24 protein-coding genes are annotated in these 26,093 nt (G+C 72.3%); 7 read left to right on the forward strand and 17 right to left on the reverse strand.

Annotated features, from left to right (window positions below):
- Nucleotides 1-75: 75 nt before the first annotated feature.
- From HNR68_RS24755 to HNR68_RS24770, 4 genes are all read right to left on the reverse strand, one after another.
- Nucleotides 76-801 (reverse strand): protein phosphatase 2C domain-containing protein, encoded by a 726-nt coding sequence (locus tag HNR68_RS24755; RefSeq protein WP_343050394.1) that lies wholly within the window; start codon nt 799-801, stop codon nt 76-78.
- The gene (locus HNR68_RS24760; protein WP_179724124.1) at nt 798-1,244 is read right to left on the reverse strand and encodes a MarR family winged helix-turn-helix transcriptional regulator; all 447 of its coding nucleotides are present in this window, start codon (nt 1,242-1,244) and stop codon (nt 798-800) included. Before HNR68_RS24760 ends, HNR68_RS24755 begins: the two co-directional genes overlap by 4 nt.
- A gap of 74 nt (nt 1,245-1,318) precedes the next feature.
- A complete protein-coding gene (locus HNR68_RS24765; protein WP_179724125.1) occupies nt 1,319-1,687 on the reverse strand; it encodes a hypothetical protein in 369 nt (122 codons plus the stop codon).
- Nucleotides 1,688-1,733: 46 nt separating this feature from the next.
- The gene (locus HNR68_RS24770; RefSeq protein WP_380573591.1) at nt 1,734-2,162 is read right to left on the reverse strand and encodes a hypothetical protein; all 429 of its coding nucleotides are present in this window, start codon (nt 2,160-2,162) and stop codon (nt 1,734-1,736) included.
- A gap of 260 nt (nt 2,163-2,422) precedes the next feature.
- Here HNR68_RS24770 and HNR68_RS24775 point away from each other — a divergent pair, with 260 nt between their 5' ends.
- Together HNR68_RS24775 and HNR68_RS24780 are read left to right on the forward strand one after the other, a co-directional pair.
- The gene (locus tag HNR68_RS24775; RefSeq protein WP_179724126.1) at nt 2,423-3,340 is read left to right on the forward strand and encodes an AurF N-oxygenase family protein; all 918 of its coding nucleotides are present in this window, start codon (nt 2,423-2,425) and stop codon (nt 3,338-3,340) included.
- Nucleotides 3,341-3,491: 151 nt separating this feature from the next.
- Nucleotides 3,492-4,961 carry an FAD-dependent oxidoreductase gene (locus HNR68_RS24780; protein WP_179724127.1) on the forward strand — a complete coding sequence of 490 codons (1,470 nt, stop codon included), beginning with the start codon at nt 3,492-3,494 and terminating at the stop codon, nt 4,959-4,961.
- Here HNR68_RS24780 and HNR68_RS24785 read toward each other — a convergent pair.
- The 7 genes from HNR68_RS24785 to mftA all read right to left on the reverse strand — a co-directional run bounded on the left by HNR68_RS24785 (nt 4,936) and on the right by mftA (nt 11,045).
- Nucleotides 4,936-5,517: an AAA family ATPase gene (locus HNR68_RS24785; RefSeq protein WP_179724128.1), complete on the reverse strand. Its 582-nt coding sequence runs from the start codon at nt 5,515-5,517 to the stop codon at nt 4,936-4,938. The genes HNR68_RS24780 and HNR68_RS24785 overlap by 26 nt on opposite strands.
- Before the next feature lie 360 nt (nt 5,518-5,877).
- On the reverse strand, nt 5,878-7,044 hold the full coding sequence (gene mftD / locus HNR68_RS24790) for a pre-mycofactocin synthase MftD (protein WP_179724129.1): 1,167 nt from the start codon (nt 7,042-7,044) through the stop codon (nt 5,878-5,880).
- A 25-nt stretch (nt 7,045-7,069) separates the two neighbouring features.
- Nucleotides 7,070-8,506 carry a mycofactocin biosynthesis glycosyltransferase MftF gene (gene mftF / locus HNR68_RS24795; RefSeq protein ID WP_179724130.1) on the reverse strand — a complete coding sequence of 479 codons (1,437 nt, stop codon included), beginning with the start codon at nt 8,504-8,506 and terminating at the stop codon, nt 7,070-7,072.
- 106 nt (nt 8,507-8,612) lie between these two features.
- Complete coding sequence (gene mftE, locus HNR68_RS24800) at nt 8,613-9,341, reverse strand: mycofactocin biosynthesis peptidyl-dipeptidase MftE (RefSeq protein ID WP_179724131.1); 729 nt, start codon at nt 9,339-9,341, stop codon at nt 8,613-8,615.
- A gap of 65 nt (nt 9,342-9,406) precedes the next feature.
- Nucleotides 9,407-10,609 carry a mycofactocin radical SAM maturase gene (mftC, locus tag HNR68_RS24805; RefSeq protein WP_179724132.1) on the reverse strand — a complete coding sequence of 401 codons (1,203 nt, stop codon included), beginning with the start codon at nt 10,607-10,609 and terminating at the stop codon, nt 9,407-9,409.
- Nucleotides 10,606-10,911 (reverse strand): mycofactocin biosynthesis chaperone MftB, encoded by a 306-nt coding sequence (gene mftB, locus HNR68_RS24810; protein ID WP_179724133.1) that lies wholly within the window; start codon nt 10,909-10,911, stop codon nt 10,606-10,608. Before mftB ends, mftC begins: the two co-directional genes overlap by 4 nt.
- A gap of 14 nt (nt 10,912-10,925) precedes the next feature.
- Nucleotides 10,926-11,045, reverse strand: coding sequence for a mycofactocin precursor MftA (mftA, locus tag HNR68_RS27515; protein WP_380573586.1), 120 nt, complete (start codon nt 11,043-11,045; stop codon nt 10,926-10,928).
- A gap of 354 nt (nt 11,046-11,399) precedes the next feature.
- On the opposite strand from mftA, the gene mdo reads away from it, so the two are divergent.
- From mdo to mftM, 4 genes are all read left to right on the forward strand, one after another.
- Nucleotides 11,400-12,692, forward strand: coding sequence for an NDMA-dependent methanol dehydrogenase (gene mdo / locus HNR68_RS24820; RefSeq protein ID WP_179724134.1), 1,293 nt, complete (start codon nt 11,400-11,402; stop codon nt 12,690-12,692).
- A 66-nt stretch (nt 12,693-12,758) separates the two neighbouring features.
- Complete coding sequence (locus tag HNR68_RS24825) at nt 12,759-13,910, forward strand: AAA family ATPase (protein ID WP_179724135.1); 1,152 nt, start codon at nt 12,759-12,761, stop codon at nt 13,908-13,910.
- 53 nt (nt 13,911-13,963) lie between these two features.
- Nucleotides 13,964-15,460, forward strand: a complete 1,497-nt coding sequence (locus HNR68_RS24830; RefSeq protein ID WP_179724136.1) for a VWA domain-containing protein — start codon at nt 13,964-13,966, stop codon at nt 15,458-15,460.
- On the forward strand, nt 15,457-16,380 hold the full coding sequence (gene mftM, locus HNR68_RS24835; protein WP_343050396.1) for a mycofactocin oligosaccharide methyltransferase MftM: 924 nt from the start codon (nt 15,457-15,459) through the stop codon (nt 16,378-16,380). Before HNR68_RS24830 ends, mftM begins: the two co-directional genes overlap by 4 nt.
- A gap of 48 nt (nt 16,381-16,428) precedes the next feature.
- Here mftM and HNR68_RS24840 read toward each other — a convergent pair whose 3' ends face one another.
- From HNR68_RS24840 to acs, 4 genes are all read right to left on the reverse strand, one after another.
- Nucleotides 16,429-17,115, reverse strand: a complete 687-nt coding sequence (locus HNR68_RS24840) for a MadR family response regulator transcription factor (RefSeq protein ID WP_380573622.1) — start codon at nt 17,113-17,115, stop codon at nt 16,429-16,431.
- Nucleotides 17,115-18,485 carry a MadS family sensor histidine kinase gene (locus HNR68_RS24845; protein ID WP_179724137.1) on the reverse strand — a complete coding sequence of 457 codons (1,371 nt, stop codon included), beginning with the start codon at nt 18,483-18,485 and terminating at the stop codon, nt 17,115-17,117. The genes HNR68_RS24840 and HNR68_RS24845 overlap by 1 nt, the downstream gene beginning before the upstream one ends.
- Nucleotides 18,486-18,529: 44 nt before the next feature.
- On the reverse strand, nt 18,530-19,789 hold the full coding sequence (locus HNR68_RS24850) for an iron-containing alcohol dehydrogenase (protein WP_179724138.1): 1,260 nt from the start codon (nt 19,787-19,789) through the stop codon (nt 18,530-18,532).
- A gap of 589 nt (nt 19,790-20,378) precedes the next feature.
- Complete coding sequence (acs, locus tag HNR68_RS24855; protein ID WP_179724139.1) at nt 20,379-22,355, reverse strand: acetate--CoA ligase; 1,977 nt, start codon at nt 22,353-22,355, stop codon at nt 20,379-20,381.
- A gap of 247 nt (nt 22,356-22,602) precedes the next feature.
- Between acs and HNR68_RS24860 the strand changes: the two genes are divergently transcribed.
- Complete coding sequence (locus tag HNR68_RS24860) at nt 22,603-24,120, forward strand: GAF domain-containing protein (protein WP_343050397.1); 1,518 nt, start codon at nt 22,603-22,605, stop codon at nt 24,118-24,120.
- A gap of 10 nt (nt 24,121-24,130) precedes the next feature.
- Here the strand turns inward: HNR68_RS24860 and HNR68_RS24865 are convergent, their stop codons facing one another.
- Both HNR68_RS24865 and HNR68_RS24870 read right to left on the reverse strand, forming a co-directional pair.
- Nucleotides 24,131-24,712 (reverse strand): TetR/AcrR family transcriptional regulator, encoded by a 582-nt coding sequence (locus HNR68_RS24865; protein WP_179724140.1) that lies wholly within the window; start codon nt 24,710-24,712, stop codon nt 24,131-24,133.
- Between the two features lie 129 nt (nt 24,713-24,841).
- Nucleotides 24,842-26,068: an IS30 family transposase gene (locus tag HNR68_RS24870; RefSeq protein ID WP_425502848.1), complete on the reverse strand. Its 1,227-nt coding sequence runs from the start codon at nt 26,066-26,068 to the stop codon at nt 24,842-24,844.
- Nucleotides 26,069-26,093 lie beyond the last annotated feature (25 nt).

A 26,093-nucleotide genomic window follows, 5' to 3' on the forward strand; every position in this document is an offset into this window, starting at 1 on the left:
CGATGCCACTCCCCTGACTACCGGGTGTCGGGAGCTCTGCGAACGGTCCGGGCGGTCCTTCGCTCGAACAGAGCACTAGAACGACAGGAACACCGCGGTGGCGTCGTCGTGGTGCTTGCCGCGGCGCGGTCCCGGGCCGGTGGCTTCCGCCGCCCGCACGCGGCGGAGGAGCTCGGTCGGGCCCCGGGTCTCCAGCAGGTCCAGCAGGTCGGTCCAGTCACCGAGGCCGAAGGCGTCGACGTAGCGGGAGGCCCCGTCGCTGAGCAGCGCGGCTCGGCGCACGCCGCTCCGGGTCCCGTGCAGGGCCTCGTGCGCGGCCTCCGGCTTCGTGCTGGCGACCCAGAACCCGCCGGGCTGGTTGCGGAGGTCGCGCACGGCTTCGACGGTGTGGCTGGGCAGGTGGTCCAGGCGGTCGTCGACGACCACGCCGTCGTCGAAGACGACCGGGCTGTCCGCGAGCACCAGGTACTCGACGTCCGCGCCGGCGCGCAGGACCGCCACCGTCGACGAGGGGCTGGCGGGGTTGCCCAGGTCGCAGGTGTCCGCGTGCGCCGCGCAGGTCGCGTCGATCGCCTCGGCCAGCAGGTCCGGCAGCCGCTGGTCGGACACGGCGAGGCGGCGGGCGAGTTCCGCCCCCAGGTGGTGCACCAGCCACGGGACGTCGTGCACGCAACCACTGTCCACACCGGACGGCGCGGTGGCCCCGTCCAGGACGAAGGCCCAGTCCGGGCCGACCACGTGGAAGTCCTCGTTGACCCGGCCCGGCGTGGGGAGCGTCGCCGAGGCGGCCCGCACGATCACGGGCTCGGGAGCTGGTGCAGCGCCGACACCAGCGGCGCGAGCTCCGGGACCTCGCAGGCTTCGGCGAGCGCCTTCTCCAGGACCGCGTCGTGGGTCGGCCGCGCCTCCTCCAGCAGCTCCCGGCCGCTGCTGGTGAGCTCGGTGTAGATGCCGCGCCGGTCGTCCTTGCACAACACCCGGGTGAGCAGGTCCCGGTCTTCCAGCCGGCTGACCAGCCGGGTCGTCGCGCTGTTGCTCAGCGCGGTGGCGCGGGCGAGCTGCTGCATCCGCATGTGCCAGCCGTCCTGGCGGCTGAGCGCGTCGAGCACGGTGTACTCGACGACCGACAAGCCGTGCTCGGCCTGCAGCGCCCTCTCCAGCGCCGTCTCGAGCCGCCCGTGCAGGGCCGCGAGCGTGCGCCACCCGCGTGCCCGGACCTCGACGGCGTCGTCGGCGATGCCCATCGGCCCACCTCCCACCCGGATGTTACCAGCACACGCAGCTAGCAGGCGTGCACAAGCATCGGGGCGGACACCCGCTACGCGCCCAGGCGGTGGAAGCCGGCGAGGTGCGGGGTGAACGTCACGTCGGCACCCAGACCTGCGCGAACTCGGTCGTCCGGGTCGCCGAAGACCTCGAAGTCTCGGACCACGCAGTGCTCCATCACACCCCGGATGTGGGGGTCGGCGAGCTCCCAGTGGCGCAGCACCGCGTCAGAGTCGGCGTAGAGCTGGAAGCTCGTGCACTCCATCCGCTCCTCGTCGAGGAAGACCTGCACCGCCAGCTGCGGCCCGTGCTCGGTGGCGAAGTCCACCGCCCTCCGGATCGCGGCTCGGTACTCCTCGAGGTGGCCGTCGGTGATCCGCATGGTGTTCCGGAACAGGATCGGCGCCTTCGTCTCAGCCATGAGGCGAGCATGAGACCTCCACCGTGCTGGAGGTCAACGGCGCGGGTCAGTGGTCGTCGCCGCGGAAGAACATCTCCTCGAGGTGGTCCGCTGTTTCGGCGACGAAGTTCAGCGGGTCGACGAACTCGTTGATGTCGAGGTTGAGCAGTGGCACCGAGTGGCGGAGCACGACGTGGTCGCCGATGATCACCGCGCCGCACACCACCGAGCACTGGCCCAGTTCCGTGAGCAGCTTCTGCAGGTCGACCTCGGCCGCGCGGCCGATCACCGAGACCACCTGCACCCAGTCCTCGCGGCCGTCGAGGACCTCGCGGCAGATGATGACGATCTGGCTGCGGTCGTCCTCGTACTCGACGAGCACCCGGATCTCGTCGTCGCTGTCCTCGATGATGCGGTACTCGGTCTCGGTCTCCACGTCCTCGGCCACCGCGTACTCGGCCTGGATGAACGCGGCGAGGTCTTCCCAGGTCGCCACGGAACCTCCCCAGTCACACAGCGCACTCGCGCGATCTCCGAACGCGATCGTGCCACGACAGCCCGCGTCGCGAAGCCATTTCCGCACAACCGGCAGGCAGCGCGTCGCACCCCCGACCGCGTCGGCCCCGCCGCACGTCAACCCCGATCTTTCCAATGACCATTGACACGATCGTCGATGTCAACGATGCTGGTCCTCGCGCGCACCACCCACCCACCGGGTGGGGACCGCCACCGTCGTCACCCCGCAGGGAGCGTCCCATGACCACCAGCACCACCAAGGGCGACGAGACGCCGCAGGCCACCGACCGCGAGGAGTTCGCGGACCGCTTGCTGCGCTCGTCGGAGATCCTGTCCTACGACCCGCTGCAGGAAGTGGACTGGGAGACACCGCTCGACACCGACTACCACGGCACCAGCCCCGAGTGGAGCACCCTGTACGGGACCGCGTACTGGGAGGAGATGACGCCGGAGCAGCAGCGCGAGCTCACGCGCCAGGAAGCCGCTTCGGTGGCCTGCACCGGCATCTGGTTCGAGATGATCCTGCAGCAGATGATCCTGCGGGACTTCTACGCCAAGGACCCGACGGACCCGGCCTTCCAGTGGGCGCTGACCGAGATCGCCGACGAGTGCCGGCACTCCATCATGTTCGCCCGCGGCGCTGCGAAGTTGCGCGCCCCCGCCTACCGGCCGCGCCGGCTGGCGGTCGAGCTGGGCCGGCTGTTCAAGACGCTCGCCTTCGGCGAGGCCGCCTACGCGGCGATCCTGGTGGCCGAAGAGGTCCTCGACGTGATGCAGCGCGACTGGATGCGCGACGAACGGGTGGTGCCGTTCGTGCGGACGGTGAACAACATCCACGTCGTGGAGGAGTCGCGGCACATGAAGTTCGCCCGCGAGGAGACCAAGGCGCGGCTGGCGAAGGCCGGGTGGCTGCGGCGGCAGGTCCAGGCCATCGTGGTCGCCGGGGCGGCCCACGTCATCGTCTCGAGCATGTGGAACAAGAAGGTCTACGAGCGGGCGGGGCTGGACGTCAAGCGCGCCGTGCGCGAGGCGAAGGCCAACGAGCACCACAAGTCCATGCTGCGCTCCAGCTGCGCGGGGCTGATGGAGTTCCTCAACTCGGCCGGCCTGCTCACCAAGGCCTCGCACTGGTTCTACAAGCGCGCGAACCTGCTCTGACCTCCCCCTCGCGTCGCGCGACCGGCCCGCAGCGACGTCACGGACCCTCAGGCGCCGTCCGGTGTCCCGACCTTCCCCGCCGGACGGCGCCTGAGCACTCCCCGCGCGGGCCGTGCGGCTCGGCCGCATCCCGGAAGGACTCCCCGACCCCATGCCGTACGCGATCACCCAGACCTGCTGCAACGACGCGACCTGCGTGAAGGTCTGCCCGGTCAACTGCATCCACCCGACGCCGGACGAACCGGACTTCGGCACCACCGAGATGCTCTACATCGACCCGGCCAGCTGCATCGACTGCGGTGCGTGCGCCGACGCCTGCCCGGTCGACGCGATCTTCCCGGTGGAGCGCCTGACCGCGCAGCTGCGGCCCTACGCCGAGGTCAACGCCGCCTACTACGCGGACCGCGTGACCGAGCCGGGCGACCCGTCGCCGAACTTCCACCGCTGGTCGCCGCCGGTGTTCCACCGCAACATCCCCAGCGACTTCGCACCGCTGGACATCGCGGTGGTGGGCACCGGCCCGGCGGGGATGTACGCGGTGGAGGACCTGCTGCTGCACACCAACTGCCGCATCACGCTCATCGACCGGCTGCCGGTGGCCGGCGGCCTGGTGCGCTACGGCGTCGCGCCCGACCACCCGTCGACGAAGAAGATCGGCGAGGCCTTCAGCCGCTTCCACACCCACCCGCGGCTGCGCATGCGCCTGGGCGTGGAGGTCGGCAGGGACATCACCGTCGACGAGCTCGCGGCCGAGCACGACGCGGTGATCTACGCCGTGGGCGCGTCCTCGGCGCGCAGCCTCGGCATCCCCGGCGAGGACCTGCCCGGCAGCGTCCCGGCCACCCGGGTGGTGGCCTGGTACAACGGCCACCCGGACGTCCCGGGCGACGCGGTCGACCTCTCCGCGGAACGGGTGGTCGTGGTCGGCACCGGCAACGTCGCGCTCGACGTGGCCCGCATCCTGACCACCGACCCGAACGCGCTCGCCGGCACCACGATCTCCCCGGCCGCGCTGGCCCGGCTGCGGTCCAGCCAGGTCCGCGAGGTGGTGCTGCTGGCCCGCCGCGGCCCGGACGCGGCCGCCTACACCTCCCCGGAACTGCTCGCCCTGCTCCAGCGGGGCGACGTCGAGCTGGTCGTGGACAGTCACGACCCGCAGATCGCCGCGACCATCGACGCCGCTGCCCCGGGCACGAAAGCGGCGCTGCTGCGGGACGTCCGGCGCGAGGCGGTCGACTGGTCCGCACCCCCGCGCCCCGGCAAGCGCCGCATCGTGCTCCGGTTCTGCTCCGCGCCGCAGGAAGTCCTCGGGGACTCCGAGGTCCGCGGGCTGCGGGTCAGCGGCGACGTGGAGATCGTCGCGGGGCGGGTGGTCCGCGCGGTCGGCTACCGGGGCACCGAGCTCCCCGGCCTGCCCTTCGACTCCGAGACCGGGACCGTCCCGCACGAGGCGGGCCGGGTCCGGCCGGGCACCTACGTGACCGGGTGGATCAAGCGCGGACCCTCCGGCGGCATCGGCGCCAACCGCACGTGCGCGCAGGAGACCGTCGGTTCCCTGCTGGAGGACGCGATCGCCGGTCGGCTGCGCAAGGCGGTCACGGGGTCGCTGCGGGCCAGGTGACCGCACCCCAGCCGTCGAGCCGCACGTCGGCCCGCTGCGCCGTGCCCTCCGCCCGGTGGACGGCGCGCTCGGTGACCATCCACGCCCGCAGGTGCTCCTCGGCGCCCTCGCCGTCGCGCGCCACGGCCCGCGCCAGGCGCACCTCGTCCGGCGCCTCGACCCACACCAGCAGCGTGCAGAGCTCGTCGAACCGCCGCGCCCCGGCACCGCAGCCCTCCACCACCAGGTAGGGCGCGCGCGGGACGTCGTGCCACTCCGCGTACGCCCCGGCGTGCCAGTCGTAGCGCTGGTAGCGGCCGTGCTGACCCGCGGCCATCGGCGCGAGCACCTGCTCGGCGAGCCGGTCCACGCCCGCGAGCAGCCCGTCCCAGCCCTCGTAGAGGTCGTCCATGTGCACGACCTGCGCGGGCAGCGCCTCGCCGAGCTGGGCGGCCAGCGTCGTCTTCCCCGACCCCGACGGCCCGTCGACGAGCACCAACCGGGTCGTCCCGAGCCGCGGCACGCCCTCGCGCACCCGCCGCACGAGCCCCGCCAGGACGTCCGCTCCCACGCTCACCGGCACCCCTCCCCACACCGGACCGACCCCCACCACCCCACCACGCCCGCGACGGACGCCCGGCACAGGGGGCGTCCTGCCGCGCCCCTGCTGCGCACCCGGCCGATTCCCCCGAAGAGGGCACGCCAGTTTTGCCTATGACTGACACCCCACACCCACGCTGGAAGGACGCCAGTTTTGCCTATGACTGGCGCCTCGGGCCGGTCCACGCCCGCGGCGAAGCCTCGGCACGGGGGGGCGTGCGCGGCCCTGCTGCGCGAGGGTGCTGAGCCGGGGTCCCCGGCGGGGCGCCGCCGCGGTCGCCGGCGGGTCTTCCCGTCCGCTCGGTTCGACGCCGGACGACGCCCCGGTCCCGGGGGTTCAGCACGTGACCTCACGGCGGAAGCCGGCGGGGACGACGAGGTCCTCGGGGACGAGCTCGCGGACCGAGGACTTGCCCAGGCCCAGCAGCGCCGAGTCGATACCGCTGCGCAGGATGTCGAGGACGTTCTGCACGCCGGCCTGCCCGTTGGCCGCCAGCCCCCACAGGTAGGCGCGACCGATCATGACCGCGTCGGCGCCCAGTGCCAGCGCCTTCACGACGTCGCTGCCCCGGCGGATCCCGCCGTCGAAGAGGATGTCGAGCTGGTCGCCGACGGCCTCGGCGATCGCGGGCAGCAACCGGATCGCGGCGGGCGTGGAGTCGAGGTTGTTGCCCCCGTGGTTCGACACCGAGATGGCGGTGGCCCCGACGTCGACCGCACGACGGGCGTCGTCCGGCCGCGTGACCCCCTTGATCGCGAAGGGCCCGTCCCACTGCTCGCGCAGCCACGCCACGTCCTCCCACGTCGGCGGCGGGGTCTGCATCCACTCGCCGTACGCGCCGAAGAACGTCGGCGCCGCTTCCCCCTCGAGCGCCATGTTGGGCGTCGTCAAGTCCGGCAACCCGTGCCGGAGGAAACCCCACAGCCAGCGCGGGCGGAGCAAGCCCTGTGGTGCGAAGCGCAGTTTCGCCCGGAGGTCCAGGGCCTGCGGGATCGGTGGGCTGCCCCAGTCCCGGGCGGTGGCGAAGGACCAGTCCAGGGTGATGATCAACCCCTTCGCCCCGGCGGCGCGGGCGCGCTCCAGGCGCGCCAGCAACCGATCGCGGTCTCCGGCCCAGTAGACCTGGAAGAAGGTCTTCGGGTTGGCCGCCACCACGTCTTCCACCGACCGGCTGGCGAAGGAGCTGAGTCCCATCGCCGTCCCGGCGGCGGCCGCGGCCCGCGCGACCGCCACCTCACCCTCCGGGTGCACGGCCTGGACCCCGGTGGGCGAGATGATCACGGGCAGGGAGATCTCCTGGCCGAGCACCGTGGTGGACAGGTCTCGCTTCGCAGGCAGGTCCGCGATGTGCGGCGCGAACCCGAGCTCGCCGAACGCGCTGATGTTGTCGTCGAGCGTCAGCCCCCGCTCGCTCCCCGCGACGAGTGCTTTGTAGACGGACTTCGGCAGCCTCTTGCGGGCGAGCCGATGTGCCTCGGCGACCGTTTCGAACCACTGCACCATCGCTGGTCCTCCTTCCTCTGGATCGTCATCGATCTCGTGCACCCGGCCGCCGCGCGAGGCGGGGCAGCAGCGGCGCGACCGCTCGGTGGCGAACCGCTCCCCACCACAGCCCGGCGCCGTAGCACAGGTCGTCCAGGCGACGCACGAGCACGTGCGCCACGGGGTGCAGCGAGCTGCCGCTGGTCCGGTGGTCCAGCAGGCCGTCCACGACCGCTGCCGCGACGAGGGCACGACGCGCCCGCCTGCTCACCAGTGCGGCGACGACGCTGATCGGCCAGTGGTGGCGCATCGCGGCGCGCACGAGCTGCCGGACTGTGCCGTGCACGCCGCCCAGCGCCAGCAACGTGGCCGCGCGGGCCGGCGCGTCGGCGTCCGGCATGCGGCGAGCCAGCCGCGCAGCGGCGAACGCCACCAGCACCACCGCCAACGGAGCCGAGCGGCGATCCACCAGCAGCGCCGCGGCCGCCAGCGACCACGGCGCCGCGTGCAGGGGCGGGACCTGACCGGGATGGCGGAGCGCGAGCGGCGCCGCAGAGGTCCCGTAGCACGCGCGTTGCGCCATCCACCTGCGCACATCGGTGCGGTGCTCGTGCGCCACGCGGGCGGTCGGGACGTAGCGCAGGCGCCATCCCGCTGCGTGCATCCGCAGGCACAGGTCGACGTCTTCGCCGACCCGCATGTCCGCCGCGAAGCCCTCGACGGCCTCCCGCCGCACCACGATGGCGGTCGAAGGCACGTAGGACAACCTGCTCAGTGGGGCGACGAGGCCCTCCTCCTGCCCCATGTCCAGCGGGGAGCAGGTCTCGTCGAACCTGGCCAGCCAGTTCCGCCCGGGTGGCCGCAGGGCCACGACGCGCGGTGCCGCGAGACCGACGGCGGGGTCCTGGAACTGCGCCAACAGCGGGCCGAGCCAGCCGGGCAGCGGGACGACGTCGGAGTCGACGAACGCCACGAACCGCGTGACGCACCCCCGCAGACCGGTGTTGCGCGCGGCGGCCGGGCCACGACTGCGCTCGTGCCGCAGGACTCGTGCGCCGAGCCGGCGAGCCACCGCCGAGAGCCGGAGCGGGTCCCGGGAGCCGTCGTCGACCACCACGACCGGCAGGTCCGCGGTCTGCCGGTCGTCGCGCAGCGCGGTCAGCAGCCGTTCGAGCATGTCGATCCGGTCGCGGACCGGGATCACCACAGTCGTCCCGGTCACCGGCACTCCGGCTGGGCGCGGGTTGGTGACCCCGGCGTCGAGGAGCCTGCGGGCGAGTTCGGCGGTTCCCGGCCCGGACACGGTGAACTCGCCGCGCGCCAGGAGGTGCGCCGCGCGTCGGCCCAGTCGCAGCAACCGCGGCGGCGAGCCGCCGAGCAGCAGTCGCCCGTCGCGCGAGCGGTGGACGTCGTCGGCGAGCCGGACGGTGAAACCGTCGGGAAGGCGGGTTCCGGACGGTCCGGTCGACCAGGCGGTGGTCATGCGCCGCCCCTCCCGTCGACCGAGACCGCTGCCGCCGAGGACAGCAGCCGACGCGCGAGGCGCGTCGGCGCACCGGTGCGCCCGCGGAGCGGTGCCGCGCGCAGCGTCATGGTGCGACCCCCACCCCGGCCCGCAGTCGTCCGGCGCTGTCGACCTGCCAGCGGCACACGGCGTCCGCGAGCGCGCTGGCCATGCCGGCGAGCAGTTCGGCACCTTCGGCAGCGGTGGCCCCCGCCGGATCACCGAGCACACCGTTCGGGCTCACGCCCCGCACGCCCACGGCCACGAGGCGGTCCAGCAGACCGTCGTCGGACGGCGAGGGGCCCGTGGCGATCCGGCCGCGACGAACGCTCTCCGGCCGCAGCGCGTGCATCAGGGACGTCTCCGACCGCCCGGCATGCGCGTTGGGTTCGCCGGTCCCGCACGCCCACCACGCGACGTCGCGGCCCTCGTCGCGCAGCCGGCGCACCGCGCCGACCAGGCTCTTCAGGTTCCCGCCGTGACCGTTGACCACGACCAGGCGGTCCGCCCAGCGGAGCACCGAACGCCCGAGCTCCACGACGAGGTGGTGCAGGGCGGCGTGCCCGATGGACGCGGTCCCCGGGAAGCTCTCGTGCTCGCCGCTGGCGCCGTAGTTCTGGGTGGGCGCGACCACCACGTCCACAGTGGACGTGAGCTGGGCGAGCGCGCGTTCCGCGACCGCGGTCGCCACCGCCGCGTCGGTGTCCAGTGGGAGGTGCGGACCGTGCTGCTCGCAGGACCCCAACGGCAGCAGCACGACCGGTCCGCGCCGGTCCAGCTCGGTCCACGTCAGCTCGGCCAGGAACTCGGCCACGACTCACCTCCAGCCCCGCCGCGAGCCGCCGGGACGCGGCGGGGCGGACAGATCCGCGAGCCTCCTCATGGCAGGTCCGCGAGCGGGCTCTCGTCGCACGGCCGCTGCGGCGCCCGCACGGCGGGCAACCCGAGCAGCACCCCGCGGCGGCCACCGCGCCGCGAGTGGTCCTGCGTGGCACGCGGAACCGAGTCCTGGTCCACGGTCGCCAACAGCTCCTGCCCCCGCCCCTTGACGCACTCCGGGTCCGGCCCGTCCAGGGGGAGGCCGGTGAAGAACTTGGCGGCCATGCACCCGCCCTGGCAGGCGTCGAAGGCCGGGCACGCGGTGCAGGCCCCACCGCTGGACGGCGTGCGGAGCTCGGCGAACAGGCTCGAACCCCGCCACACCGGGCCGAACCCGGCGGCGCGCACGTTGCCCGCTTTGAACACGTCGTGGATCGCGAACGGGCAGGCGTAGACGTCGCCCACCGGGTCGATGAGGCACACCACCCGGCCCGCGCCGCACAGGTTCAGCCCCGGCAGGGGACTGCTGCCCAGCGCGTTGAGGTGGAAGAACGAGTCCCCGGTCAGCACGTGGTCGCCGTGCTCGAGGAGCCAGTGGTAGATCCGCAGCTGCTGCTCGGCCGTCGGGTGCAGTTCGTCCCAGACGTCGGCTCCGCGCCCGGACGGGCGGAGCCGGGTGATCCGCAGCTGCGCGCCGTGGGAGTCGGCCATCGCCTTGAACTCGTCGAGCTGGTCGACGTTGTGGCGGGTCATCACCACGGAGATCTTGAACCCCTGCACGCCCGCGGCGGCGAGGTTGTCCATCGCCCGGCGCGCCATGTCGTAGGAACCGGGGCCGCGCACCGCATCGTTGACCTCGCGGGTGGCGCCGTCCAGCGAGATCTGGACGTCCACGTAGTCGGTGGCCGCGAGCCGGCGCGCTCGCTCCGGGGTGATCCGGAGGCCGTTGGTGGAGAACTTGACGCCCACGCGGCGGGACACCGCGTGGTCGAGCAGTTCCCAGAAGTCCGGGCGTACCGTGGGCTCCCCGCCGCCCACGTTGACGTAGAAGACCTGCATCCGCGCGAGCTCGTCGATCACCGACTTGATCTCCTCGGTGGTCAGCTCGTCCGGGTCACGCCTGCCCGAGGAGGACAGGCAGTGCTCGCAGGCGAGGTTGCACGCGTAGGTCCACTCCCAGGTCAGGCAGATCGGTGCGTCGAGGCCGTGCTTGAACTGCTCGACCAGCGGCGGCACCCGGTGCGGTCGTTCGGCAGTGGTCATCGGGACTCCTCCGCGGTTCGGTTCGGGCGCCGGGGGACGATCATGTCGGCCTGCGCGAGCGAGGCCAGGGCGCGCAGGTAGCTCGGGCGTTGCTGGTCGACGACCCGGCAGGCTCGGAGCGCCTCGTCCACCGAGCTGTGCTCGGCGAGCCGCTCGACGACGTCGACCAGCCGCCGGTCCTTCAGGAACGACAGCCGCCGGTTCCCGAAGTGGTAGGCCAGCGCGCCGAAGGGTTCCGGCCGCAGCGCCACCTGCGGGTTGCGCCGGTACGGGAGGTCGGGCCGGAACACCTGGCCGCCCATGTCCACCACCGTCCTCAGTAGACGCCGCACATGCCGTCGATGGACACCTCTTCCACCAGCAGGTCCTCGACCACGTCGAGGTGCGGGTCGTGCTCGGTGCCGTCGTGCTCGATCACGGTGTTCTGCTGTTCCACCACTGCTCTCCTCTCGCGGTTGTCCGGGAAGCGCCGCAGTCGCGTGCGGCAAGAGCACGCTACGAACGCGGCGGCCCGCGGCTCGCCCTGCGACCGGGCCCTTCCGTCCCCGTCCGATCGAACGGGGCGCGGCTCCCGCGTTCGCGCCGCCGGCGGGGGACCCGTCCGATCGAACAGGTCCGCCCCTCGCCGATCGTTCCGACACCGGTTCCGGAGGACGGGTCTTCGCGCTCGGAGGGTTATCCGGGGTGATGCAGCGCACTACTTTCCGGGCACGGCCGGGCTCGGTGCCGACACCGCCCGGCCCAGCCACAGCCGGTAGGCAACGCGCGCCGCGCGTGGAAAGGACTGCAGATGCAGGTCGACGAGCTGCTCAAACCGTTCCCCATCAAGGAGTTCCACCCGTTCCCCCGCGCTCTGCTGGGGCCGGGGTCGCACGAGCTCATCGGTCCGGAGGCCAAGAAGCTGGGCTTCCAGCGGACGCTGGTGATGACCTCGGGGCTGCGCGGCACGGACATCGTGCACAAGATCGTCGAGTCCATGAAGTACCACGGCCTGGAGGTCGTGCTGTACGACAAGGTCGAGTCCAATCCCAAGGACTACAACGTCATGGACGCCGTCCAGCTGTACCAGGAGCACTCCTGCGACTCGTTCGTCTCCATCGGCGGCGGCTCCTCCCACGACGCCTGCAAGGGAGCGCGGATCTCGATCGCGCACGACGGCCGCAACATCAACGAGTTCGAGGGGTTCAACCAGTCGGAGAACCCGAACAACCCACCGCACATCGCGGTGTCCACCACGGCGGGCACCGGGTCGGAGACCTCCTGGGCCTACGTCATCACCGACACCACGACCGACCCGGACAACCCGCACAAGTACGTGGCGTTCGACGACGCGTCGCTGACCACCCTGGCCATCGACGACCCGGTGCTGTACTACGACTGCCCGACCGACTTCACCGCGCAGTGCGGCTTCGACGTGCTGGCCCACGGCGCCGAGCCGTACGTCTCGCGGCTGAACTTCGAGCCGTCGATGGGCAACGCGCTGCACGCGATCAAGCTGACCGCGCAGCACCTGCGGCAGGCGGTGTGGAACGGCCAGGACCTCAAGGGCCGGGAAGGCATGATGTACGCCCAGTACATCGCGGCGCAGGCGTTCAACTCCGGCGGCCTCGGCATCATCCACTCGATCTCGCACGCGGTCAGCGCCTTCTACGACACCCACCACGGGCTGAACAACGCCATCGCGCTGCCCCGCGTGTGGGCGTTCAACATGCCGGTGGCCTACCAGCGGTTCGCCGACATCGCCGAGGCGATGGGCGTCGACACGCACGGCATGACCACCGTGCAGGCCGCGGACGCGGCGCTGGGCGCGGCGATCCGGCTGCTGCGCGACGTCGGCATCCCGGAGCGGTTCGTCGACATCCGCCCCGACAGCTACTCGAAGAACCGGCTCGGGCAGGGGCCGACGAAGTTCTACGAGCGGGCCAAGGAGATCAAGGGCGACGCCGCGGACATCGACCGGATCACCAACCACGTGCTCGGTGACGCCTGCACCCCGGGCAACGCCAAGGAGTGCACGTTCGACACGGTGCGGCCGGTGGTCGAGCACTGCATGACGGGCGACCTGGACGACCTGCTCAGCTGACCCGGCGAGCGGTGGTGCCGCGCCGAGCGTGCGGCACCACCGCTGCCCCCACCACCGGAGGTTCTCGTGCCCGACACCACACCGCAGCCGTCAGCCGGCGCGCCCTTCGCCTCGGTCGAGGAGGTGATCGCGAAGTTCGCCGAGTGCGGCTACATCGCCGACCGCCGCCTGGCCACCACCGTGCTGCTCCAGTCCAGGTTGGACAAACCGCTGCTGCTGGAGGGGCCGGCCGGGGTCGGCAAGACCGAACTGGCCAAGAAGCTCGCCGAGGTCACCGGCCGTCGGCTGCTGCGCCTCCAGTGCTACGAGGGGCAGGACGAGAGCAAGGCGCTCTACGAGTGGGACTACGGCAAGCAGCTGCTCTACACCCAGCTGTTGCGGGACAAGATCGGCGAGATCATCGCCGACGCACCGGACCTGGACGCGGCGGTGGCCCGCATCAGTGCCCAGGACAGCGTGTTCTTCTCCGACCGGTTCCTGGCACCCCGCCCCCTGCTGGAAGCGATCCGCGGTGCGCAACCGGCGGTGCTGCTCGTCGACGAGGTGGACCGGGCCGACGAGGCGCTGGAGGCGGTGCTGCTGGAATGCCTGGCGGAGTTCCAGGTGTCCATCCCCGAGATCGGCACCTTCACCGCGGCCACACCCCCGTACGTGGTGCTGACCTCGAACAACACCCGCGACCTGTCCGCGGCGCTGAAACGGCGGTGCCTGCACCTGTTCCTGGACTACCCCGACCACGAGCGGGAGCTGGAGATCGTCCGGTCCAAGCGCACCGGCCTGCCGGAGGAGCTGGCGCGGCAGCTGGTGGCCGTGGTCCGCCGGCTGCGCGAGCTCACACTGCGCAAAGCCCCGAGCATCTCCGAGACCGTCGACTGGGCGCGCACGTTGGCCGTGCTCGGCACCGACGAGCTCGACGAGCGGGTGCTGTCGGAAACCCTGAACGTGGTGGTGAAGTACGAGCGCGACCTGCACCGAGCGCTGGAGGCCCTCCCTCGCCTGGTAGACCCGGACCAGCAGGTCCCGGAGAGCGCGGAAGCTGCTCCCCCGCACCACGCCGGCGACGAGGTCGACGGCCGGGCGGTCCGGGCCGCGAAGGACCTGCCCGGACGCTTCGACGACGCCTACTACGGCGCCCGGGGCACCGCAGCCCGTCCGCCGCAGCGGGCGACCGGCCAGGGCCACCGCGCGTTCAGCGCCGTCACCCGGCGCCGCGCCTGAGCAACAGCAACCCGGACGCCGCCCCGCACCGGGGCTGTCGAGGAGGGTCCGTCATGGAATCCGCGGTGCACCGGTTCGTCCGCCTCCTCCGGCTGTGCGGCCTGCGCATCTCGGTGTCCGAAGCCACCGACGCGATGCGCTGCGCCGCCCAGCCCGGCATGCTCGGCAGCCGGGAGGCGCTGCACGACGCGCTCAGCGTCGCCCTCGTCAAGGACCGCCGTGACCAGGAGGTCTTCGACGAGGTGTTCGCCGCGTTCTTCTCCCTGCGCGCTGTCGGCACGGACCCGCAGCCCCCGCCGGAACCGGAGGCCCGCACCGGCCCCGGGGACCCGGGGTCCTTCGCGGCCGCCGAGGAAGCGGCGGACGCCCCGGAACTGGGCGGCTCCGGCACCGCCTCCACCGACATCGGCGACCACTTCGACCCCGACCACCGCACGCAGCGCAACGACCTGGACGAGGACAGTGCGGAGGTCAACCTCGCGTCGATGACCGACGAAGTCGTCTTCTCCACCGACGGCAGCGGTGCGGTGCTCGGGGCGATGCCCTCCTTCCAGCTGGAGACCGAGCGGCTGCCCGGGGCAGGAGTTCCGGGGCAGCTCGCCGAGCACACCGGCCGCCGGCTCGACGCCCAGCTGTCCGCCGCCGAGGAGCGAGCGCTGCTGGACTGGCTGGCCGGCGAGGAGGACGCCGACGAGACCGCGGCCGCGCGCGGCCAGCTCACCGGTGTCCTCGAGAACCTCCCCGACCTGCTCAAGCGCCACCTCGCCGAGGTCGCTGCGCTGGTCGCCGGGGAGATCAGCGGCCCGGTGGAGCACGTCGACGAGCAGGAACGCCGGCAGCTGGAGGAGTCGCTGCACCGCATCGCCCACAGCCTGCGCGGCGCACGGACCAGCCGGCACCGCACCACCCCCCGCGGCCGGGTGCACCCGGCCCGCACGATGCGGCGGAACATGCGCTACGACGGCGTCCCGTTCCGCCCGGTCACCACCACCCGCGCCGAGGACAAGCCGCGGCTCGTGGTGCTGACCGACGTCTCGCTGTCGGTGCGGTCGACCGCCCGGTTCACCCTCCACCTGGTGCACGGGCTCCAGTCGCTGTTCGGGCAGGTCCGCACGTTCGCCTTCGTCGACGAACCCGTCGAGATCACCGACCTGTTCGCCGACCACCCGCTGGAGCGCGCGCTCGGGCTCGTCTTCGACGGTCTGCCCCGCGGCGGGGTGCTCGACGTCGACGGCAACTCCGACTACGGGGCCACGTTCGGCACCTTCCTGGACGAGCACAGCGGCGCGCTGGACCGGCGCACCACCGTCCTGGTGCTCGGCGACGCGCGGGGCAACGGCAACCACCCGAACTCCGAAGCGTTCGCCGAGATCGCCAGACGGGTCCGGGAAACCATCTGGCTCACCCCCGAACCCCGGTACTCGTGGCCGCTCGGGAAGTGCGACCTCCCGCTGTACGAGGAGCACTGCGACCGAGTGCACGTCGTGCGTGACCTGTCCGGTCTGGAGCGCGCAGCGCGGGCGATGGCGGTGGAGGTGACCGGGCGGTGAGCGCTCCCGACCCGGTGCGGACCGCACGGCGCGCGATGGACCCGCTCGCCCCGCGCTCGGAACACCGCACCGACCCGCTGATCAGGGTGGTCCGGAGCCGCGGTGCACCGCCCGGCCGCGGTGCGCCGGTGACCCGGACCCGGCACTTCTGGCTGCACCGGCACGGCGACCGCGTCGAGGTCTTCCACCGGATCGGCCCCGAGCAGCTGGACAACGACCTCGCCGGCATCCTCGCCGAGGAGCTGTTCGCGCCCGGTTGGCTCAGCGGCGCGGAGACGTTCGAGGTCGTCTTCGCCGAGCTGGTCCGCTCCGTCATCGACGACCCGCTCCAGGCCTGGACGACCTTCTACGCCAACACCCTGGCCCGCATCGAGGAGTGCTGGGAGCGGCCTCCGGCGGGTCCCGCACCGTCGTCGACAGCCGACTTCGCCCCGGTCTACCGCCGGGCCGTGCGACTGGTGCCGCCAGGCCGGGTGCTGGACGTGGGGTCCTGCTTCGGGTTCCTGCCGCTCCTGCTGGTCGAGCGCGGTCGGCACTCGGTGATCGCCTCGGACCTGGCACCGGGCAGCATGCGGCTGCTCGGCGCCGTCGCCCGGGAACGCGGACAACGACTGCGCACGCTGGTGTGCGACGCCGCCCAGGTGCCGTTGCCCGACCGGTCGGTGGACGCGGTCACGGTGATCCACCTGTTGGAACACCTGGAACCGGCGCGGGGCGAGGCGGTGCTCGCCGAGGCGCTGCGGCTGGCCCGCCGCCGGGTCGTGGTCGCCGTGCCCTTCGAGGACGAGCCGACCGCCGCCTACGGGCACGTGCGCACGTTCACCCGCCGGGACCTGGTCGAGCTCGGGCGCGCCACGGGGTTCCCGTTCGAGGTCGACGAACACCACGGCGGCTGGCTGGTCGTCGACACCGGGGCCTGAGCCCAGGGACTCCGCTGGGCCGCTCGGACGCAGCGCGTCAGCGAGCGGTCAGATCAGCCCCCGCTTGCTCGCCTCGTACACGGCCTCGGCCCGGCTGGCCGCTGCGAGCTTGCGCATGATGTTGCGGACGTGGAACTTGACCGTGGTCTCCGAGATGAACAGCTTGCTCCCGATGTCGCGGTTGCTCAGCCCGCGCGCCAGCTCTCGGAGCACGTTGAGCTCCCGCTCGGTGAGGGACGGTCCGCTCGCCGGTGCGTTCATGGACTGGACCATCGCCGCCGCGGACCGCGAGTCGAACGAGCTCTCCCGCCGCGCCACCGCCCGGATCGAGCTGACCAGCTCCGTGGTGTCGACGTCCTTCACCACGTAACCGCGGGCGCCCCGGTGGATCGCGTCGACCACCAGACCGCCGTCCAGGAACGTCGTCAGCACCAGCACCCCGAGGTCCGGGTGCTGGCGGGTGAGCTCCTCGCACAGCACCAGCCCCTCGGTGTCGTCCCCGCTGGACAGCTTGAGGTCCAGCAGGACGATGTGCGGACGGGTCCGCGCCACGACCGCCAAGGCCTCGGCCGCGGTCGCCGCCTCCCCGACCACCTGCAGGTCGTCCTCGCGCTCCAGGATCGACCGCAGGCCGTGCCGGACGATCGCGTGGTCGTCGACCAGCACGATGCGCACGTGCTGCGAGGCGCCGGTCCGGTCGGCACGCCGCGCCGGGACTTCCTCGTCCACTTCGATCACTCGGTCACCTCCGAAGACGTCGGCGCGGGCAGCGGGACGCGCAGCTGCAAGGAGATCCCGCCCAGCCTGGAGCGCCGGATCGTCAGCGTTCCGCCCAGCTCGCGGGCCCGCGCCGCCATGTTGGCCAGCCCGCGGTGCCGTCCGGCCAGGTCCGCCGCCGAGGACAGCCGCAGCGATCGCCGCAGCGTCGCCGGATCGCCGATCCCGTCGTCGGACACCGTGAGTCGCAAGTGGTCGCTCCGGTAGACCAGGTGCACCAGCGACCGGGTCGCCTGGGCGTGCGCGACGGTGTTGAACAGCGCCTCTCCGGTCAGCCGGAGGATCGAGTTCTCGGCTTCCGGCGGCAGCGGCGCCGGCGCGCCGGCCACGCGCACCTCGACCTTCAGATCGCTGGGCAGGTGGACCGTGGACAGCTGCTTCAGCAGCACCGGCAGCGAACCCGGGGGTTCGTCGGAGCTGTGGTGCAACGCGTAGATCGCCGCGCGGAGCCGCTCGACGGCCTGCTGGGTGAGGTCCCGCGCCGGGGCCAGCCGTTCCGCGACGCTCCGGGCCTCGGGGCCCATCCGCTCCAGGTCGGACCGGCACACCTCGATGGTCATGCCGGCGCTGAGCACGTACTGGGTGACCGTGTCGTGCAGTTCCCGCGCGATGCGGTGCCGCTCGTCGTCGAGCGCTTGGCGCTGCATCGCCTCGACGAGGCGCCGCTGGGTCTCCTGGAGCTCGGCGTTGCGGGCGGCCAGGTCGCGCGCTTGCTTCGCGGCGGCCTCGGAGAGCTGCTCGGTGCGCCCGCGCAGCTGCGCGGCGGCGTGGAAGAGGAAGGAGTTGTGCAGCGCGACGGCGGCCTGGTTGGCCAGCACCCGGAGGATGGCGAGGTCGGTGTCCGCGACGGGCACCTCGCTGCCCGGCCAGCCCACGATCCCGCCGACCGGTTCGCCGTCCAGGGTCATCGGCGCGCGCACCCACCCGGGTCCGCGCGGCTCCCGCGCGACCTCCCACGGGCGCGACCGCACCGCGTCGAGCTGCTCGCCGACCACCGTCGGCAGCCTGTCCTCGTCGTCGATCAGTTCCCCGCCGCGCAGCAGCAGGAACCTGGGCCGCGCGGCGCGCAGCGCACCATCGGCGATCGCCAGCAGCAGCCAGTCCGCCTGCAGGTGCTCCGCGGCTGCCCGGACCACCGCCTCGACGAGAGTGCGCGGCCCCTCGACGGTGCGGACGAGCGCGCGGGAGATCCGGTCGAGCGCCTGCACCGCGTGTTCCAGCCGTTCGGCCGAGCGGACGTACTCCGGGTAGAACGAGCGCTTCCCCGAGCGCAACCCGGTGAGCGCGCCCAGGTCGGCCCGGGCCGGGGTGCTCCGCTCGTCGGACATCTCGACCTCGTTCCGCCCGCTTCCGCTCCGCTCGGGGTCCGGGGTCACAGCGCCGCCCGGAACAAGTCCTCGATGTCGGCTGCCGAAGCGTCTCGGGGGTTGGTCGTCAGGCAGGCGTCCTTCAAGGTGCCCCTGGTCAGCAGCGGTATGTCCACTTCGGTCACGCCCAGCGAGCGCAGCCCGCGCGGAACGCCGACGACGTCGGCGAGCACCCGGACGCGATCGGCCAGCGCGTACGCCACGTCGCGAGCCGGCACCCCCGTGGTCTCGATGCCGACCACCGCCGCCAGCGGCACGTAGCGCTCGGGGTTCGTCTCGGCGTTGAACCGGATCACGTGCGGCAGCAGCACGCCGTTGATCACGCCGTGCGGGGCGTCCAGCAGGCCGCCCACCTGGTGGCTCATCGCGTGCGTGGCGCCGAGGATCGCGTTGGTGAACGCCATCCCCGCTTCCAGCGCGCCCTGCGCCATCGCCACGCGCGGTTCCGCCTCGGTCGGCCGGAACATGGTGCGCGCGAGGTTGTTGGTGATCAAGTGCGCGGCGTGCAGGGAGTGCTGGTCGGTGAGCGTGTTGTGAGCGCGCGAGACGAAGGACTCGACGGCGTGCGTGAGCGCGTCCAGCCCGGTCGCGGCGTTCAGCCAATCCGGCATCGTGACCAGCAGCCGCGGGTCCACCACGGAGATGTCCGGGACGAGCGTCCTGCTGAGGATGGTGATCTTGGTGGCGGCGGCCGTGTCGGTGATGATCGCGAACTGCGACACGTCCGCACCGCTGCCGGAGGTGGACGGGGCCATCACCAGCGGCGGGATCGGGTGCACCACCTTGTCCACGCCCTCGTAGTCGAGGATCCGACCGCCGTTGCCGGACAGGATCGCCACGCCCTTGGCCGCGTCGATCACCGATCCCCCGCCGACGCCGATGATCACGTCGCTGCCGCTGTCCACGTAGCGCTCGTAGGCGGCCTCGACCTCGTGGTCCTTCGGGTTGGGCGTGACGGCGTCCCACACGACCGCGGACAGCCCCACCTGCCGGAGGTGACCGGCCGCTTCCGCCGCCCAGCGAGCTTCGGTGAGACCTGGATCGGTCACGAGGAACGGCCGCCGCGCGCCCAGCCGCCGGGCGCAGTGCCCGAGCTCGGCCAGGGCGCCGGGGCCGAAGACGATCTCCGGGACGTGGAACTTGGCGAGCCAGTCGGCGTGCTCCGCACGCCGCACCGGACGTTCCCCGGCGGCCTGCGGCCCCGGGAGCTCGGCCCCTGGGACCGAGTCGACCTGCGGACGGGGCACGCGGCTTCCCACGGTCATCGGGGCACCCTCCAAGCACCACGGCGGGGCGGGCCCGCACGGCTCAACGGCATGCGGTGTCCGGCGATCTCCCGTGCCCAGCCGATGGCCACGCTTCGTTGCCGGCCCCATGGTAGCCATCCCAGTGATGTAGGACACAGAGCCAGGTTAGGGCGCACGCCTGCCGGTACGACCGTCCGACGGGGCGGGGCGACCTGTCCGAACGGACAGGTCGAGCCGCTACGCACCGGCTCCGTCGAGCCCGAGCGGGCGCTTCGGACGCGCGGCCTGCCGGACGCTCCGGGATCGCCGGAGCTCGGGCGTCGCCGCCAGGGCCGGGTCGGCCACCCCGTGCCTCGCGGGCGGCCGCCCGGCCGGTCAGGTCGGGGAGGAGGGCGGCGCTGCTGGGCGAGCCTGGCGCGGTGCGCGTCATCTGCCGCCCTCCTCGTCACGAGATGGGGTGGATCACACACCAGCGTGCTCGAAGCGACGTTGCACCGGCGTTGCACCGCGAGGACGCGGTCGTCGCCGCGCGAGCCCGCGCAGGTCGGACACGCTCCGAGCACCTGACGCCCCGCAAGGGGCACCCGGGACGAGGTTCCGCTGCCGGTCAGTCGTCGTTGCTGGTCTTCAGGCCTTTGGAGATGAGGTCCATGACGCTGGAGTCGGCCAGCGTGGTGACGTCACCGATCTCGCGGTTCTCGGCGACGTCGCGGAGCAGGCGCCGCATGATCTTGCCGGAGCGGGTCTTGGGCAGCTCGGGCACGACCATGATCTGGCGCGGCTTGGCGATCGGGCCGATCTCGCGGGAGACGTGCTCGCGCAGCTCCTTGAGGGCGGCCTCGCCGGAAGCGGCGTCGTCGACGCCGCCGCGCAGGATCACGAACGCGACGATGCCCTGCCCGGTGGTGGGGTCGGAGGCGCCGACCACCGCGGCCTCGGCGACGTTGGGGTGCGACACCAGGGCGGACTCGACCTCGGTGGTGGAGATGCGGTGCCCGGAGACGTTCATGACGTCGTCGACCCGGCCCAGCAGCCAGATGTCGCCGTCGTCGTCGTACTTGGCGCCGTCACCGGCGAAGTAGTAGCCGAGGTCGGCGAACTTCGACCAGTAGGTCTCGCGGTAGCGGTCGTCGTCGCCCCAGATGCCGCGCAGCATCGACGGCCAGGGCTTGTCCAGCACCAGCAGCCCGCCGCTGCCGTGGGGCACCTGCTCGCCGGCCTCGTTGACGACCTTCGCCGAGATGCCCGGCAGCGGCCGCTGCGCCGAGCCCGGCTTGGTGGAGGTGACACCGGGCAGCGGCGAGATCATGATCGCGCCGGTCTCGGTCTGCCACCAGGTGTCGACGATCGGCGTGCGGTCGCCACCGATGTGCTTGCGGTACCAGATCCAGGCCTCGGGGTTGATCGGCTCACCCACGCTGCCCAGCACCCGCAGGCTGGACAGGTCGTAGCGGGCGGGGATCTCCGCACCCCACTTCATGAACGTGCGGATCGTGGTCGGCGCGGTGTAGTAGATCGTGACGCCGTACTTGGCCACGACCTCCCAGTGGCGGCCCTCGTGCGGGGTGTTCGGCGTGCCCTCGTAGATCACCTGCGTGGCGCCGTTGGCCAGCGGCCCGTAGACGATGTAGGTGTGGCCGGTCACCCAGCCGATGTCAGCGGTGCACCAGTAGACGTCGCTCTCGGGCTTGAGGTCGAACACGGTGCGGTGGGTGTAGGCGGCCTGGGTCAGGTACCCGCCGGAGGTGTGCAGGATGCCCTTGGGCTTGCCGGTGGTGCCCGAGGTGTAGAGGATGAACAGCGGGTGCTCGGAGTCGAAGGCCTCCGGCGTGTGCGTCTCCGGCTTGCCCTCCACCACGTCGTGCCACCACTTGTCGCGGGAGTCGTCCCAGGAGACCTCACCGCCGGTGCGGCGGACCACGATCACGTGCTCCACGCTCGGGGTCTCCTTGACCGCCTCGTCCACGTTGGCCTTCAGCGGCAGCGCCTTGCCGCGCCGGTACTGCCCGTCGGAGGTGATGACCACCTTGGCCTGGGCGTCGTTGACCCGGGAGCGCAGCGCCTCCGCGGAGAACCCGCCGAAGACGACGCTGTGCATCGCACCCAACCGGGCGCACGCCAGCATCGCGAACACCGCCTCCGGCAGCATCGGCAGGTAGATCGCCACCCGGTCACCCGCACCCACACCCAGCTCGGCCAGCGCGTTCGCGGTCCGGCACACCTCCCGCTGCAGCTCCGCGTAGGTGATGCGCCGCGAGTCCCCCGGCTCGCCCTCCCACAGGATCGCCACCCGATCACCATGACCGGCCTCGACATGCCGGTCCACACAGTTGTAGGCCACGTTCAACCGGCCGCCCACGAACCACTTCGCGAACGGCGCCCCGGACCAGTCCAGGACCTGGTCCCACCCGGTCTCCCAGTGCAACTGGGAGGCCTGCTCGGCCCAGAACGCCTCCCGATCGGCATCCGCCTTCTCGTACAACTCGGCAGACGCGTTCGCCTGCGCGGCGAACTCCTCCGAAGGCGGGAACGTCCTGCTCTCGTTCAGCAGGTTGCTGAGCTCGTTGTGCTCGTACTCGCCCACATCCGGCCCTTCTCGAACGTTCGTGGTGCTCCACTCCACATCCTTCCCAGCGCACGTTGCGACGCCGTTGCAGGCACCGGCCGGCCGACGAGGTCCTCCACGCCGGGTGATGGGGTGACCTGCCCGAACAGACGGTCTTCGGCATCTGAGCGGGCCGTGGTCTTGTCCCGGCCGGGTGTGGTGGTCATCATTTCCGCACGCGCCGTGTCCGGCGAAGGCGACGGATGTCATCACCAGGAGGCCCAGGGTGCCCCTCGACGAAGAGTGCGGGACCTCGCAACTGCTCGCCGACCCGATCGAGTACGCCTCGCTGCTGGAGCGGGTGTGGGACGCGGTGTTGCAGGGCGGGCGCGCGCCGATGCGCCCCAGACCGCTGGTCTCCGAGTCCTGGCACCGCTCGCTCGCCGCGCGGGTCGACCCGGACGCGCGGGAGGCGCCCGTGCTGTGGGACTCCGCCGAGGTGCGCGACATCCGTGCCGACCACCCGCTCGCGCCGGTCATCCCCGTGCTGCGGCACACCCTCCTCGACGTCGCCGACGAAGCGGTGCACGTCATGATCGTCACCGACCGGGACGGCCTGATCCTGTGGCGCGAGGGCAACGCGGACGTCGCCCGCCGGGCCGACCGGGTGCGGCTCGCCGAAGGCACCCGGTGGTCGGAGGACGCCATCGGCACCAACGCGATGGGCACGGCGCTCGCGGTGCGGAAGCCGGTGCAGATCTACTCGGCGGAGCACCTGGTCCGGACCTACCACGACTGGACCTGCGCGGCGAGCCCCATCCACGACCCGGACACCGGTGACCTGCTCGGCTCGGTGGACATCAGCGGCCCGCTGCGCACCGTCCACCCCGCGATGGTCTCGCTGGTCAGCGCCGCCGCCCAGCTCGCGGAGAGCCACCTCCGCGCCCAGCTCGCCGTCCGCGACGAGCGGTTGCGCGCCAAGAACCTGCCGCACCTGCGGAGCCTGCGCGGCGAGGAGGGCGCGCTGCTCACCCCGACCGGTCGCGTGCTGGCGACCGAGCCCGGGGCGCGCTCGTGCCTGCCGGACCGCATCGACGTGAGCACCGGCCGGGGCCGCGTGCTGCTCCCGGACGGCCGGGAAGCCGTGCTGGAACGCCTCGCCGAGGGGTACCTGCTGCGCCTGCCCGCGACCGCCCGGCGCCACCGGAGGCCGCGGCCGGCGCTCTCGCTGTCCTTCCTCGACCCCTCCGGACCGCGAGCGGTGCTGGACGGGCGGGAGGTGCCGCTCACCACGCGGCACGCCGAGATCCTCGCCCTGCTGGCGATGCGCCCCAACGGGCTCACCGCGGACCAGCTGGCCCTCCAGCTCTACGGCGAGCGCGGCAACCCGGTGACCGCCCGCGCGGAGATCCACCGGCTGCGCACCCACCTCGGCGAGCGCGTGATCAGCACTCGGCCCTACCGCCTCGAGGCCTCGGTCGACGCCGACTTCCTGTCCGCGCGGGCGGCGCTGCGCGCGGGAGACGTCGCGACCGCGGTCCGGCGCTACCGGGGACCGCTGCTGGGGTGCAGCGAAGCCCCGGCCATCCGCGACGAGCGGGCGGAGCTGTTCGCCGCGCTGCGCGGGGCGGCGCTGTCCCACCCCGACGTCGAGCCACTGTGGACGCTGTTCTGCCGCCAGCCCGAGGACGACCTGGAAGTGCTCGACCAGCTCGCGCGCCGGCTCCCCCAGCACGACCCGCGCAGGCACGACGTGACGGCCCGGATGCAGCGCATCCTCCTCGAGGAGGCACCGCTGGCCTGACCCCGCTGCGTCATCCCGTCGGCCGCAGCGCGTCCATGACGAGGTCGAGCAGCCGCTCGGTCTGCTCCTCGTCCTCGTCGACCGCGGCGCTGAGGCAGATCCCCAGCAGCATCACGGCGATGTCGATCGGCTCCACGTCGGCGCGCAGCGACCCGGACTCGACCCCGCGGGCCAGGATGGTGCCGATGGCGGTGGTGATGCGCTCCCGGGTGCCGGGTGTGGCGATCTGCCCGGAGGCCCAGCCGGCGCGGAGGGTCTCCGCCATGCCGCGCTTGGTGGCGACGAAGGCGGCGTAGCGCCGCATCCACGCCCGCAGCGCCTCGTCCGGTGGCAGCTCCTCGAGCAGGGCGGTCGCGCTGCCGGTGACGTCGTCGAGCTCGGCGGCGTAGACGGCCTCCACCAGGGCCTCCCGGGTCGGGAAGTGCCGGTACAGCGTGCCGATGCCGACGCCGGCGTCCCGCGCGATGCCCTCCAGCGAGACGGTGTCGGTGGCGGAGGCGAACGCGGCCCGCGCGGCCTGGAGGACCTTCTCGCGGTTGCGCAGCGCGTCGGCACGCGGGGCGCGCGCCTTCTTCCCGGGTTCGGACTTCAATGTGGAGGCACCTCCGGAACACTGCTACGCTCGAAGCGGAGGACACTCCGCTTCTTGTGTCGTCCCGTCTCGAAGGGTTCCCATGACCACGGACAGGGCGGTTTCGGGGGGTCGTTGCAACGCGGTTGATCAATTGGTTTGGGTCAGGAGTTTAGTCAGGCGCTCGGCTGGGGTGTCCCAGCCGAGCGTTTTGCGTGGTCGGCGGTTGAGTTGGGCGGCGACGGCGGCGAGGTCGTCGGGGGTGTGGACAGAGAGGTCGCTGCCTTTGGGGAAGTACTGGCGGAGCAGGCCGTTGGTGTTTTCGTTGCTGCCGCGTTGCCAGGGCGAGTGAGGGTCGCAGAAGTAGACCGGGATGTTGGTGGCGAGGGTGAACTCGTGGTGGCGGCTCATCTCAGCGCCTTGGTCCCAGGTCAGGGACCGTTTCAGGTGGGTGGGCAGTGTCTGGATGGTGGTGATGAGGCCGTCGCGGACGGTTTCGGCGTCGTGTCGTTCTGGCAGGTGGACCAGCAGCACGTAGCGGGTGGTGCGCTCGACCAGTGTGCCGATCGCGGATGCCCCGCCGGCACCGAGGATCAGGTCACCTTCCCAGTGGCCGGGCACGGCCCGGTCCGCGACCTCGGCCGGGCGGTCGCTGATCATCAGCATCGGTGCGGTGAAGCGGGACTGGCGTTGCTCGGTGGTCCGGCGGGGTCGGCGCACCGTACGGCCGGTGCGCAGCGCCCGGGCCAGTTCACGACGCAGTCCGCCGCGACCTTGGACATAAAGGGCCTGGTAGATCGTCTCGTGGGTCACGTGCAGCTCCGGGCGGTCGGGATGGTCCCGGCGCAGCCGATGGCTGATCTGCTCCGGGCTGTACCGGTCGTCGAGCATGCCCTGCACCCGTTCACGCAATTCGGGATGGGCGGCGATCTTGCCGGTCTTCGGCCGGGCGCGGCGCGCCTCGGCGCGAGCCTGAGCGGCATAGGGCCGGTAGTCACCGCTACCGGGATGACTGTTGCGCCGCAGCTCCCGGCTGATCGTGCCAGGATCACGCCCCAGCTCGCCTGCGATGGCCCGCACACCCAGGCCGGCCCGACGCAGGTCAGCGATCACCAGCCGCTCGTCCTGAGACAAAAACCGGGACGACACCTCGGGCCGGGCACGAGCCGGAGGTGACGGCGGGGCGCAAGAACACGTGGTCCCACGCCCCGCCCGTCGGCCGAATCGCCACCGATACCCGGTCGTGCGGCTGACCCCCACGATCCGGCATGCCTCAACCGTGCCCACACCCCGCGCCACAAGATCAAAATAGACCTCGCGCTCAGCAAGCAACTTCTTACACCCCTGAGGCGACCTGTCCTGACGGATCTCGAACACCGCAACCCCTGAACAAATCAGGCGT

Source organism: Saccharopolyspora hordei, assembly GCF_013410345.1.
GTDB lineage: Bacteria > Actinomycetota > Actinomycetes > Mycobacteriales > Pseudonocardiaceae > Saccharopolyspora > Saccharopolyspora hordei.